Origin of the sequence: Nonomuraea basaltis (assembly GCF_005893125.1) — a bacterium.
GTDB classification, from domain to species: Bacteria; Actinomycetota; Actinomycetes; order Streptosporangiales; family Streptosporangiaceae; genus Nonomuraea; species Nonomuraea basaltis.
Map to the genome: position 1 here is coordinate 90721 of NZ_VCJS01000022.1, position 11266 is coordinate 101986.

14 protein-coding genes and 1 tRNA gene are annotated in these 11266 nt (G+C 67.8%); 6 read left to right on the plus strand and 9 right to left on the minus strand.

The genetic code is table 11. The annotated features are described in order from the left end of the window. Positions 1-310: 310 nt before the first annotated feature. Together EJK15_RS13540 and EJK15_RS13545 are read right to left on the minus strand one after the other, a co-directional pair. Positions 311-592, minus strand: coding sequence for a hypothetical protein (locus EJK15_RS13540; RefSeq protein WP_206060829.1), 282 nt, complete (start codon positions 590-592; stop codon positions 311-313). A 297-nt stretch (positions 593-889) separates the two neighbouring features. After that, the gene (locus tag EJK15_RS13545; RefSeq protein WP_138710739.1) at positions 890-1282 is read right to left on the minus strand and encodes a hypothetical protein; all 393 of its coding nucleotides are present in this window, start codon (positions 1280-1282) and stop codon (positions 890-892) included. A gap of 14 nt (positions 1283-1296) precedes the next feature. Here EJK15_RS13545 and EJK15_RS13550 point away from each other — a divergent pair, with 14 nt between their 5' ends. Then, positions 1297-1875 (plus strand): site-specific integrase, encoded by a 579-nt coding sequence (locus tag EJK15_RS13550; RefSeq protein ID WP_138710740.1) that lies wholly within the window; start codon positions 1297-1299, stop codon positions 1873-1875. A gap of 411 nt (positions 1876-2286) precedes the next feature. Here the strand turns inward: EJK15_RS13550 and EJK15_RS13555 are convergent. The 7 genes from EJK15_RS13555 to galU all read right to left on the minus strand — a co-directional run bounded on the left by EJK15_RS13555 (position 2287) and on the right by galU (position 6895). Then, a tRNA-Ala gene (locus tag EJK15_RS13555) sits at positions 2287-2360 on the minus strand. Positions 2361-2409: 49 nt separating this feature from the next. Next, complete coding sequence (gene sepX, locus EJK15_RS13560; protein WP_138710741.1) at positions 2410-2994, minus strand: divisome protein SepX/GlpR; 585 nt, start codon at positions 2992-2994, stop codon at positions 2410-2412. Between the two features lie 124 nt (positions 2995-3118). Continuing rightward, a complete protein-coding gene (locus EJK15_RS13565; RefSeq protein WP_171074283.1) occupies positions 3119-3772 on the minus strand; it encodes a GNAT family N-acetyltransferase in 654 nt (217 codons plus the stop codon). A 47-nt stretch (positions 3773-3819) separates the two neighbouring features. Then, positions 3820-4302 carry a MogA/MoaB family molybdenum cofactor biosynthesis protein gene (locus EJK15_RS13570; RefSeq protein ID WP_138710743.1) on the minus strand — a complete coding sequence of 161 codons (483 nt, stop codon included), beginning with the start codon at positions 4300-4302 and terminating at the stop codon, positions 3820-3822. Further along, positions 4299-4775 (minus strand): cyclic pyranopterin monophosphate synthase MoaC, encoded by a 477-nt coding sequence (moaC, locus tag EJK15_RS13575; RefSeq protein ID WP_206060830.1) that lies wholly within the window; start codon positions 4773-4775, stop codon positions 4299-4301. Before moaC ends, EJK15_RS13570 begins: the two co-directional genes overlap by 4 nt. Positions 4776-4818: 43 nt before the next feature. Further along, positions 4819-6006 carry a molybdotransferase-like divisome protein Glp gene (gene glp, locus EJK15_RS13580; protein ID WP_138710745.1) on the minus strand — a complete coding sequence of 396 codons (1188 nt, stop codon included), beginning with the start codon at positions 6004-6006 and terminating at the stop codon, positions 4819-4821. Then, positions 5993-6895, minus strand: a complete 903-nt coding sequence (gene galU, locus EJK15_RS13585) for a UTP--glucose-1-phosphate uridylyltransferase GalU (protein ID WP_138710746.1) — start codon at positions 6893-6895, stop codon at positions 5993-5995. Before galU ends, glp begins: the two co-directional genes overlap by 14 nt. A 24-nt stretch (positions 6896-6919) precedes the next feature. Between galU and EJK15_RS13590 the strand changes: the two genes are divergently transcribed. The 5 genes from EJK15_RS13590 (at position 6920) to EJK15_RS13610 (ending at position 11091) form a co-directional block, all read left to right on the plus strand. After that, a complete protein-coding gene (locus EJK15_RS13590; protein ID WP_171074282.1) occupies positions 6920-7489 on the plus strand; it encodes a 5-formyltetrahydrofolate cyclo-ligase in 570 nt (189 codons plus the stop codon). A 23-nt stretch (positions 7490-7512) separates the two neighbouring features. After that, positions 7513-9015, plus strand: coding sequence for a potassium/proton antiporter (locus tag EJK15_RS13595; RefSeq protein WP_138710748.1), 1503 nt, complete (start codon positions 7513-7515; stop codon positions 9013-9015). Positions 9016-9084: 69 nt separating this feature from the next. Further along, positions 9085-9423 carry an FmdB family zinc ribbon protein gene (locus EJK15_RS13600; RefSeq protein ID WP_138710749.1) on the plus strand — a complete coding sequence of 113 codons (339 nt, stop codon included), beginning with the start codon at positions 9085-9087 and terminating at the stop codon, positions 9421-9423. 59 nt (positions 9424-9482) lie between these two features. Then, complete coding sequence (locus EJK15_RS13605) at positions 9483-10034, plus strand: alpha/beta hydrolase (protein ID WP_138710750.1); 552 nt, start codon at positions 9483-9485, stop codon at positions 10032-10034. Positions 10035-10284: 250 nt separating this feature from the next. Then, positions 10285-11091: an S-methyl-5'-thioadenosine phosphorylase gene (locus EJK15_RS13610; RefSeq protein ID WP_138710751.1), complete on the plus strand. Its 807-nt coding sequence runs from the start codon at positions 10285-10287 to the stop codon at positions 11089-11091. The last annotated feature ends 175 nt before the right edge of the window (positions 11092-11266 follow it).

Below are 11266 nucleotides of genomic sequence, written 5' to 3' on the forward strand. Positions count from 1 at the left end.
CGCAGTGACGAGCACGGGGGTGCCGCTGGCCTGAGTTGAGACGCCGCCATGGTGAACGGATCCTCTTGCGGCACCGGGCAGATCAGGTCGGACAGGCAAGGCAGCGTCCAAGATGACAATGCAGCACGGCAGAACAGCAGCTCCAAGCCTCTGGTGGACGGTTGATCTTGGTCGACAGCGCTTCTACCAGTGGCTTCTCTACTTGTCAATCAACCTGCCGCCGTCAAGCAAGTCCCGGCCTGCCGTTTCAGGGATGAAGTGAACGTCCTCGCTCGTGCACCCGATCGTCACCCACTTGGCCACTCACATCTCAACGATTGACCGGCACCAACTCTGCGAGATCCTCGAGGAACTCCCGCTCGGTGATCTCAAAAGGCGCGAATTCTTCAAGGTCCAACTCTGCGTACGTCAGCCCGCCGTACCGGTCCTCGTCGTGCTGCTCGTCGTAGTCGAGAACCACACCGCTGGCGTATACCTCAACCTGACGACGAACCTCTCCCGACGCATCGACAGCAAGGTAGAACACCGACGTTCCCCAGCTTGCGAACTCATCCCCGCGGTCGTCATCCCATGGCCGGCGAAAGAACCTCACCACACCACCCTCGCAGGAACAGGAGGCCGCGCTTGTGACCAGGCTCGTACGCCTGCCTCCGGCCCTCGCCATTGTCCACGCTCAGGCCTTTCGATCATGTCTTGACAGCCTCCGCTCCGCACACGTACTTGACCAGCCCCATCATCCGGTGGCAAGGACCGACGAAGTCGGTCCGCGGCAGCGATCGCCCCAGCCACGTACGGCGCGTCCCGAAGTGAGCGATCGACACGGCCTCAACCACCTCGATGCGAACGCTGGCGGGACATGCCGAACCTGATCTGGACAGCGACCACGCCGTCAGGTAATCCCCCGCCACGCGTACCAAGGACCGTGCTCATGCTTGAACGAGTGCGAGAGAAGTTCACCTGCGAAGTCCGCCAGCTGCCTCTTTGGGCTCCAGGCGTAACCATAGGGATCCTCCGCAAGACGGCCTTGCTGGAAGAAGACCACGCCGTCCTCGCGGTAGACGTCCTCGAACGTGAGATCGCCAAGCTTGCGGGGCCCGAGCCTGTTACCTTCTCCCAGCGTGCGGGCGACTATCTCCATCTGCCCGGCCGAGCGGGCAAAGCGTTCCTCTTCGCTTGGTGACAGCCAGTAGAGCCCGACCATGATCAACACGACGGACAGGAATGCCGCTCCCAAGTATGCGGCCCGGCGTAGGCCAGCCCCCTTCACCGTGATCTTTCCCATGCCGCCATCGTCACATGGAGCGTGTGCTGTGTGAAAGCCCGCTCTACGCCGCCTACGTCCTTGTTCTGGCCACCGGCCTACGCCGTGGTGAGGTGCTCGGGCTCCGATGGCAGGACGTCGACCTCGACAACGCGGAAATGACGATCGCCTGGCAGCTCCAGCGGTTCCGCGACCAGCTCCACCACCGCGAGACCAAGACGGAAGCATCCGACGCCGTCCTTCCTCTCATCGACGTCTGCATCACCGCCCTGAAGGAACGCCAGGAAGACCAGCAGCGCTGCCGTGAAACTGCAGGAGCCGAGTGGGTGGAGAACGGCTTGGTCTTCACCACCAGGACCGGCCGACCGGTCGAACCACGCAACTTCAACCGCAGCTTCGCCAAAGCCATCCAACACGCCCAGGTCCGAAGCATCCCCGTACACGCCACCCGCAAGAGGTGCGCCTCGCTCCTGGTCGCCCTGGACGTTCATGCGCGGATCGCCATGCAGATCCTCCGTCACAGCCAGATCGCCGTCACGATGAACATCTACAGCGAGGTCTCCTCCGAAGCCACACGAAAGGCGCTCAGACAACTGGGCGAACAACTCTTCTGATGCCCCCAGCTCACAGGGCCGTCCCGCGAGGGGCGGCCCTTCGGCGTGCGGCCCCACACCTCCTCCCCCTTGATCACCTCGTTCGCCGTCGTCCCACCGCGTAGCGGCAGCGGGCCGGGGACGCAGGAGCAAGCCCGGCTTCGCGTGTCCGTCAACAGCCGGCCTTCCTCGATCATCTGATGCCAACGGTCATAGCCGGGCTTGCGCCGGAGGAGCCGGTCTGCTGGGCTCGACCTGGGGCGACGGTGGGCGAGGTGATCAATGCCCCAGCCACCACTGAAACGATCACCTCGGTGCCGGAATCCCCCGCCGGAGGCGGCTCTGCTTGAAGCGGTTGCTGTACGGCCCTGCTGTACGGCAACGCAAAAGGCCGCCTCTGATCACCAGAGACGGCCTCTCACCTGGGTTGGGTGGAGATGAGGGGATTCGAACCCCTGACCCCTTCGATGCGAACGAAGTGCGCTACCGGACTGCGCTACATCCCCAAGGACGTGATTAGGTTAGCAAACTCCCAGGGGTCCTCGCGCCACCGTTTCAGTCGCCCACCGCTCGCTTGGGCGGTTCCGCGTACTGGTCGAACAGGACGTCCGACTGCAGCGGCGTGAGATCGATCACTTCGGCCGCCGCCTCGTCGGCGACCCGCCGCCGTTCACGCGCCCGCCGCAGCCGCTCGGCCCGCGCCTGGCGGGCCCGTTCCCGGCGTTCCCGGTCCACCTGTACGGCGATCCGCAGGAACGTCATGTACGCCAGCGTGATCACGACGGAGGGCGCCACCCCCCACCAGGGGATCATCTCAACCGCGGCCGTGACGATGGAGGCCAGCACCAGCAGGGCGGTGAAGAACAGCAGGCGGCGCCTGCGGGCGACGATGATGGCGCGGCGCCGCAGGCGGAACTGGCGGACGTCGACCTTCTCGACCTCCGGCGGCGGCGTGCCGTCGTCCTCGTCCCCGTCCGAAGGGGCAAGGTTGTCGAGGTCGGGCAGTTGGTGCTCGCCGGTGTAGTGCTCTTCGAGCTCGGCCAGTTCGGCGAGGTTCGTCTTGTCTCTGCGGAGCCACATCGGGATGAGGACGCACAACCACATCACGACGATGGCGAGATAGAGGAGGACGCTGCTCACGACCACCTCCGGGCAGCATGAAGACGCGTGTGGGTTCGTTGCGTCTTCAATCTGCTCACGTCACGCACCGTAAGACCGCGTGTCACTGATTGACGAGCATTCGGTGCGGTGTGTCGCGAGATCGTCAAACCTCTTCGACGGGAGACCCACCGCGAGCTGCCGACTCACGGGCGCGACGCCACTGCACGAGCAGCCCGCCAGGCACGTCCTCGACGGTCAACGCGTAGCAAATGTGGTCGCGCCAGGCTCCGTCGATGTGGAGTTGGCGACGCCGAATGCCTTCTTCCCTGAATCCGAGCTTCTCAACCACCCTACGGCTGGCTTGGTTCTCGGGGCGGATGTTCGCCTCTAGTCGATGCAATCCAGTGGTGAAAAAGCAATGGTCAACGGCCATGGCGAGGGCGGTGGGGGTGATCCCCCGGCCGGCCAGCGCGCCGTCGATCCAGTATCCGACCTGGGCAGAACGGGCAGACCCCCACACGATCGCGCCCACGGTCAGCTGCCCCGCGAAGCGCCCCTCGTACGTGACCACCCAGGGCAGCGCCAGCCCCTGCCGCGCCTCGCGGCGCAGGGTGCCGACCATGGAGATGTAGGGCCCGAGCCCGGTCCTGAACAGCGGCGTCTCAGGATTGCTCGGCTCCCAGGGGCGCAGCCAGTCGGCGTTGCGCAGCCGGGTCTCGCGCCACACGCGTACGTCGCTCAGCCGCAGCGGCCGGAGGCCTACCGGACCTTCGTTCAAGATCGCCGGCCAGCCACGAAGTCGATCCACATCTCTCATCATCCCCCCATCGGGCATGATGCCGCCACGCGCACCTTGAATCGCGGTCAGCGCGGGTGATCGCCGCCCTGGATCTGGTCGACCGCGTGCTGCAGGATCGGGGCGAGTACGGCGACGCCATCGCGTACGCCACCGGACGATCCGGGCAAATTCACGATCAAGGTGGCCCCTGCCTGCCCGGCGAGACCCCGGGACAGTACGGACGTCGGCACCTTCTCCCGATTCGCCTGTCTGATCGCCTCGGCGATGCCGGGAACCTCCCGGGAAATCACCCGGGCCGTCATCTCCGGCGTCAGGTCCATCGGCGTCAGCCCGGTCCCCCCGGTCGTCACGATGACGTCGTAACCGGCCGTAGCCCCCTCGCGCAGCGCCATTTCCACCGCCTCGCCGTCCGGCACCACCACGGGCCCCTCGACGACCTCGCACCCGGCCTCATCGCGCAGCAACTCGACCAGCAGCGGTCCCGATTTATCCGCATAAATCCCGGCCGACGCCCGGTTCGACACCGTGATCACCAGCGCGCGTATCATGCCGGCTCCCGCGTCCAGCGGCCAGTCTTCCCGCCCAGCTTCTCCTCCACGCGCACATCGGTGATCACCGCGCCCGGGTCCACCGCCTTTACCATGTCGATCAGGGCCAGCGCCGCCACCGAAACCGCCGTCAGCGCCTCCATCTCCACGCCGGTGCGGTCGGCCGTCTTCACCCGGCAGGTGATCGCCACACCCCAGTCCTCGACGTCGAGCGTCACCTTCACCCCGTGCAACGCGATCGGATGACAGAGCGGGATCAGGTCGGGCGTCCGTTTCGCCCCCATGATCCCCGCGATCCGCGCCACCCCGAGCGCATCACCCTTGGGCACCTCCCCCGACCGCAGCAGCTCGACCACCTCGGCCGACAGCAGCACCCGCCCGGTGGCCACGGCGGTACGGGCCGACACGTCCTTGGCGGAGACGTCCACCATGCGGGCGGCGCCGGTCTCATCGATATGCGTCAGCTCACCCACAGGTCCTCCTTCGCGCAGCCGGTCCTGTCAGCACCGATCTCGCTCACAGCCTGATCACCTCCACGGCAGCCCCGGCCGCCACCTCGGTCACGTCCTCGGCCACCATGATCAGCGCGTTCGCCAAGGCCAGGGCTGCCAGCTGGTGGGAGCCCTGCCCGTGCACCGGCGACACCGTGCCGTCGGAGGCCAGCACGCCGCGGAGGTACGACCGCCGCCCCGCGGGCGACCGCAGCGGACCGGTGACGCGTGCGGTCACCGTCTCCGGCACCCCGCCGGGCAGCCCGCGCATCTTGTCGAGCGCAGGACGTACGAACAGCATGAAGGACACGAAGGACGACACCGGATTGCCCGGGAGGGCGAAGATCGGCACCTGGTCCTCGCCCAGGACGCCGAACCCCTGCGGCATCCCCGGCTGCATGGCGACCTTCTCGAAACGTACGGTGCCCAGCGGCGACAGCGCCTCCTTGACCGGCTCGTACGCCCCCATCGACACCCCGCCGCTGGTGATGATCGCGTCGGCCCGCACCAGATGGGTGTCCAGCCGGTCGAGCAGCACGCTCGGATCGTCCCCGACGGAGCCCGCCCGGAACCCCTCGGCGCCCGCCTCCCGTACGGCGGCAGTCAGCGTGAAACTGTTGGAGTCCCATATCTGCCCGGGCGCCAGCTGCCCGCCCGGCTCCACCAGCTCGGCACCCGTGGAGATGACGACGACCCGAGGACGCGGCCGCGCCCAGACGCGCCGCCGCCCGACGCCGGCGATGATCCCCAGCTGCGCTGGACCGATCACTGTGCCCGGCTTGAGCACGACCTCGCCGGCCTGGACGTCCTCCCCCGCCCGGCGGATCGCGTTGCCGACCTGGACCGGACGATCGATCCGTACGGAGACCGTCCCCCCGTCCGTCCACTCCACCGGCACCACCGCATCGGCCCCGGCCGGAACCGGAGCCCCGGTCATGATGCGTACGGCATGCCCCGGCCCCACGGCCCGCAGCTCCAGCGACCCGGCCGCCACATCGTCGATCACCGGCAACGTAACCGGAAGATCGGATATATCCGAAGCCCGCACGGCATAGCCGTCCATGGCCGAGTTGTCGAACGGCGGCAGCGGCACCGGCGACGTCACCTCCTCGGCCAGCGTCGTCCCGAGCGTCTGCTCCAGCTCCAGCTCAAGGGGCGCCAGCGGACGCACGGTGGCCAGGATCTCGGCCAGATGCGCGTCAACCGATTTCATCGAGGAACTCCCGCAGCCACGGCACGAAGTCCGCCTTCAGATCCTCCCGGCCCGCCGCGAACTTCACCACGGTCCGCAAATAGTCGAGCTTGTCGCCGGTGTCGTATCGCCGCCCCCTGAACAGCACTCCGTGCACCGGTCCGCCCGCCTCGGAGCCGCGGCCGGCGAGCGTCCGCAGCGCGTCGGTGAGCTGGATCTCGCCCCCGCGCCCCGGCGGCGTGTTCTCCAGCACTTCGAACACCGCAGGATCGATCACATAACGCCCGATGATGGCCCAATTGGACGGCGCCTCGTCGGCCGGCGGCTTCTCCACCAGGTCGGTCACCCGTACGACGTCGTCCTCGGAGGTGGCCTCGATGGTCGCGACGCCGTACAGCGACACCTGCTCCTTCGGCACCTCCATCAGCGCGATCACGCTTCCCCCGAACGTGTCGCGTACCTGGATCATGCGTTTGAGCAGCGGGTCCCGATAGTCGATCAAGTCGTCGCCGAGCAGGCAGGCGAACGGGTGATCGCCGACGTGGTGCTTGGCGCACAGCACCGCGTGGCCGAGCCCCTTCGGCTCGCCCTGCCGCACGTAGTGGAGCGTCGCCAGGGCGGCCGGCTCGCGAACCTGGGACAGCCGGTGTTCGTCGCCCTTGGCCTCCAGGGCCTCCTCCAGCTCGAACGCGCGGTCGAAGTGGTCCTCGATGGAGCGCTTGTTCTTGCCGGTGACCATGAGCAGGTCGAGCAGTCCAGCGGAGGCGGCCTCCTCGACGACATACTGGATCGCGGGCTTGTCGACGATGGGCAACATCTCCTTCGGTGTCGCCTTGGTCGCCGGGAGAAACCGGGTGCCCAGACCCGCGGCGGGCACGACGGCTTTCGTCACAGGGTCGAAGTCAGCCATGAGTAGACCCTAGTGGAGGTACCTGTGGACAAGTTGAACCTGCGCCGCGAGCTCAATGCGGCGCGTGCCTCCCTCTCCCCCGAACAGCTGCGGGCAAACGCCATCAAGGTCCGCGAAACGCTGCTCGAGCAGCCGTGGGTCCAGATGGCCGGTCTGGTGGCCTGCTACTGGTCGACGGGGGTGGAGCCGGATACGCACGGGCTCGTGTTCGCTCTGTGGAAACACGGCGCCACGGTGATCCTTCCGGTGCTCCTTGAGGACAATGACCTGGATTGGGCAGTGTACGACGGGCCGGACACGCTCGCTCCCGGCCGTTTCGGGATCATGGAGCCCGTCGACACGCGCCGCGGCGTCGACGCCATCCGCACGGCCGCGCTCGTGATCGTGCCCGCGCTCGCGGTCGACCGGCGGACGGGGGTGCGGCTCGGCCGCGGCGGCGGCTCGTACGATCGTGCACTGGCCAGGGTCGGTCCGAACGTTCCAACCGTGGCCCTGTTGCACGACGGCGAGCTGATCGAGGGCATCCCCACGGAGGCGCATGATCAACGGGTCCGCTATGCGATGACACCAGAGGGACTCACTAGTCTTATGTGAACGAAGGTACGAGAGGGGGCCAGATGACGCTTGATGTCTGGCTTCTCATTGGTGCGGGGATCGTCATCGCGGCCATCGCCTCCGTACGCATCGCGCATGGCAGCGGTCTCCCCAGTCTTCTGCTGTTCCTCGGCCTCGGCTTGGTCCTGGGGGATTTCGGGTTCGGGTTCTCCTTCGAGAGCCCCCAGCTGGCGCAGCAGATCGGCCTGACCGCGCTGGCGGTGATCCTGGCCGAGGGCGGCCTGACCACGAACTGGTCCCATGTCCGGCGGTCCGTCCCCATGGCAGTGGTGATGGCCACCGTGGGCGTGACGGTCAGCATTGTCGTGCTGGCGCTGCTCGTACAGGCGCTTCTCGGCCTCGACACGACCACGGCGCTGATCCTCGGCGCGGTGCTGGCTTCCACGGACGCGGCCGCGGTCTTCTCCGTGCTGCGCAGGTTGCCGCTACCACCACGGCTGGCGGGCGTCTTGGAGGCGGAATCCGGATTCAACGACGCACCCACGGTCATCGCCGTTGCGCTGCTCAGCGCGGCGTCCACCGAACCGACCTTGGGAACGTTCCTGCTGGAGACCTCGGTCGAGTTGGTCATCGGTGTCGCGGTGGGCCTGGCCGTCGGTCCTGCGGGCGTCTACGCGCTGCGCCGCGTCGCCCTCCCCGCCTCCGGCCTCTACCCGATCGCCGTCCTCGCCCTCACATTCGTCTCGTACGGCGGCGCCGTGCTGCTGCACGGCTCGGGCTTCCTGGCCGTCTACCTGACGGCGTTGATCCTCGGCAACTCGCGGCTGCCGCACCGGGCGGCGACCAGGGGATTCGCGGAGGGCGCGGCGTGGCTGGCGCAGATCGGGCTGTTCGTCATGCTCGGCATGATGGCCAGCAGGAACGAGATGCCGTCGGCGATCGTGCCCGGCCTGATCACCGGCACCGTCCTGGTGCTCATGGCCCGGCCGCTCTCCGTGATGGCGAGCTCCCTGCTGGCGTGGGTCCTGCGGCTGGGCCGGGTGAGCTGGCGCGACCAGGCGTTCCTGTCGTGGGCCGGGCTGCGCGGCGCGATCCCGATCGTGCTCGCGACGATCCCCTGGGCGGCCGGCGTCGAGGGCTCCAAGGAGATCTTCAACCAGGTCTTCGTGATCGTCATCGTGTTCACCCTGCTGCAGGGGCCGACCCTGCCGTTCGCCGCCCGGCTGCTCGGGGTGATCGCCCCTGCTGAGGCGCACGACCTCTCAGTGGAGGCGGCGCCGCTGGAGGAGCTCAAGGCGGACCTGCTGCAGGTCAAGGTCCCCGCCGGCTCGCGCCTGCACGGCGTGGAGATCTTCGAGCTGCGCCTTCCGTCCGGCGCCCAGGTGACGCTGATCGTCCGCGAGGGCAAATCGTTCGTGCCCACCAGCACCACCAGGATCCGGGCGGACGACCAGCTCCTGCTGGTCACCACCGCCGCCTGCCGCGATGATGTGGAACGCCGCCTGCGCGCGGTGAGCCGCAGTGGCAAGCTGGCCGGTTGGTACGGGGAGCGGGGTTTGGAATAGGCGTTTGTCCCCATCGGTTACCATTAGCAGTCGCAACGCTCGAGTGCCAAATTCTGAAGGAGGAGCCGCGTGCCGACTTACCAGTACGCCTGTAACGACTGCGGTGAGCAGCTCGAGGTCGTTCAGAAGTTCAGCGACGACGCGTTGACGGTCTGCCCGAGCTGCGAGGGAAACCTGCGGAAGGTCTTCTCCGCCGTCGGCATCGTGTTCAAGGGCTCCGGCTTCTACCGGACGGACAACCGCGCGTCGTCTTCGGCGTCCTCTTCCAACGGATCGTCCCCTTCCAACGGGTCGTCTTCCTCCAACGGGTCGTCGAAGTCCTCGGAGAGCAAGTCTTCGGAGAGCAAGTCCTCGGACTCCTCTGGTTCCTCCACCCCGGCCGCCGCACCTGCCGCCGCCTCCAACTGACCTCCGGCGTGCGCTGAGCAGTCAGCGCACGCCTTTCTCCAGGGCGGCACGTTTCGTCCATGAGTGAAGGCGAATCGGACCGGCACGCCGTCATCGTCCCCGGCGGCGGATACGGACCACTGGCAGGACTGCTTGCGTACGTGAGCGAGGCCGCGGGCCGCCGTGGCGCCCACCTGGAGCTGATCTCGTGGACGCCGCCGCAGGACCGCCCCCTCGTGGAGAGATCGTCCTGGGTACACGAGCAGGTGACCTCCGTCGTGGAGAAGCTGCCCGTGCCCACTCCGCTGCTGATCGGCAAATCCCTGGGCTCGTACGGCGCCGCCGTGGCCGCCGACCGCGGCCTCCCGGCAGTCTGGCTGACGCCGCTGCTCACCATGCCCGCGTGCGTGTCGGCGATGCGTCGCGCCACGGAACCGTTCCTGCTGGTGGGCGGCACCGAGGACGGCTTCTGGGATGGCCCGCTGGCGCGGGAGCTGACGCCGCATGTGCTCGAGGTGGAGGGCGCCGGCCACGGCATGATGGTGCCGGGGCCGCTCCCCAGATCCGCCGAGGTCCTCGGCCAGGTGCTGGCGGCCGTCGAGGCATTCCTGGATGAGGTCGTCTGGCGTTAGCACGTCCTGACGGCGACACCTCGTCGGCAACCGCCACAGGAACCGCAACCGGAGCGTCGGCGAGCTCTACGGGGGCCGGTCCCTCTACGGGGGGCCGGTCCCTCTACGGGGGGCCGGTCCCTCTACGGGGGGCTGGTCGCTTACGGGGCCGGTTGGCTTACGGGGTCCGGCCGATCGCAGGTTGTCGGTTATCCACAGAACCGAATTCGGCCGACCCGCGCCCCTCACCAATCCGGCTAATCTCAGCGCCATGGTCACTCGCGCAGACATCGGCGTCATTGGCGGCTCAGGCTTCTATTCGCTCCTCGACGACGCCGAGGAGATCGAACTCGCCACCCCCTACGGCCCACCGAGCGACGTCGTCACGGTCGGCCACATCGGCTCGCGTTCCGTGGCTTTCATTCCCAGACACGGGCGAAATCACCGCTTCCCGCCGCACCGCATCCCCTACCGCGCCAACCTCTGGGCGCTGCGCTCCCTCGGCGTCCGTCAGGTGCTCGCGCCGAGCGCCGTAGGCTCCCTACGAGCCGAGTACGGCCCGGGCGCCATGGTCATCCCTGACCAACTGGTAGATCGCACCTCAGGCCGCGTCCAGACTTATTACGACATAGACGGCGCGGTCCACGTCTCGTTCGCCGACCCGTACTGCGCGACGGGGCGAGTGGCGGCCGTGCAGACAGCGCGTTCGGATGACTGGGAAACCGTCGACGGCGGCACGCTGGTGGTCATCGAGGGCCCGCGCTTCTCCACGCGGGCCGAGTCTCAGTGGTTCGCGAGCAACGGCTGGTCGATCGTCGGCATGACCGGTTTCCCCGAGGCGATCCTGGCCCGCGAGCTGGCCCTCTGCTACACGTCACTCTGCCTGGTGACCGACCACGACGCCGGAGTGGAGGCCGGCCAGGGCGTGACGCACGACGAGGTCCTCGAGTTCTTCGCGCAAAACGTCACCCGCATGCGCACGTTGGTGGCCGAGACCGTGCAGGCCCTGCCCGAAGAGCGCACCTGCACCTGCGGCGCGGCCCTGGACGGCATCAAGATCCCCTTCGACCTGCCGTGATCCAGTCCTGGCTGAGCCGCTACGGTCGCCGCCGCCGCCTCATTGCGGCGGGGCTCGCCGCAATCGCCGTCGTCTCCGCGTATTTCGCCACCCGCCCCATCCCACCCACCACAGTCCTGGTGGCAACCCGCGACCTACCCCCCGGCCCTCTCACTCCATCAGACCTCCACCCAAC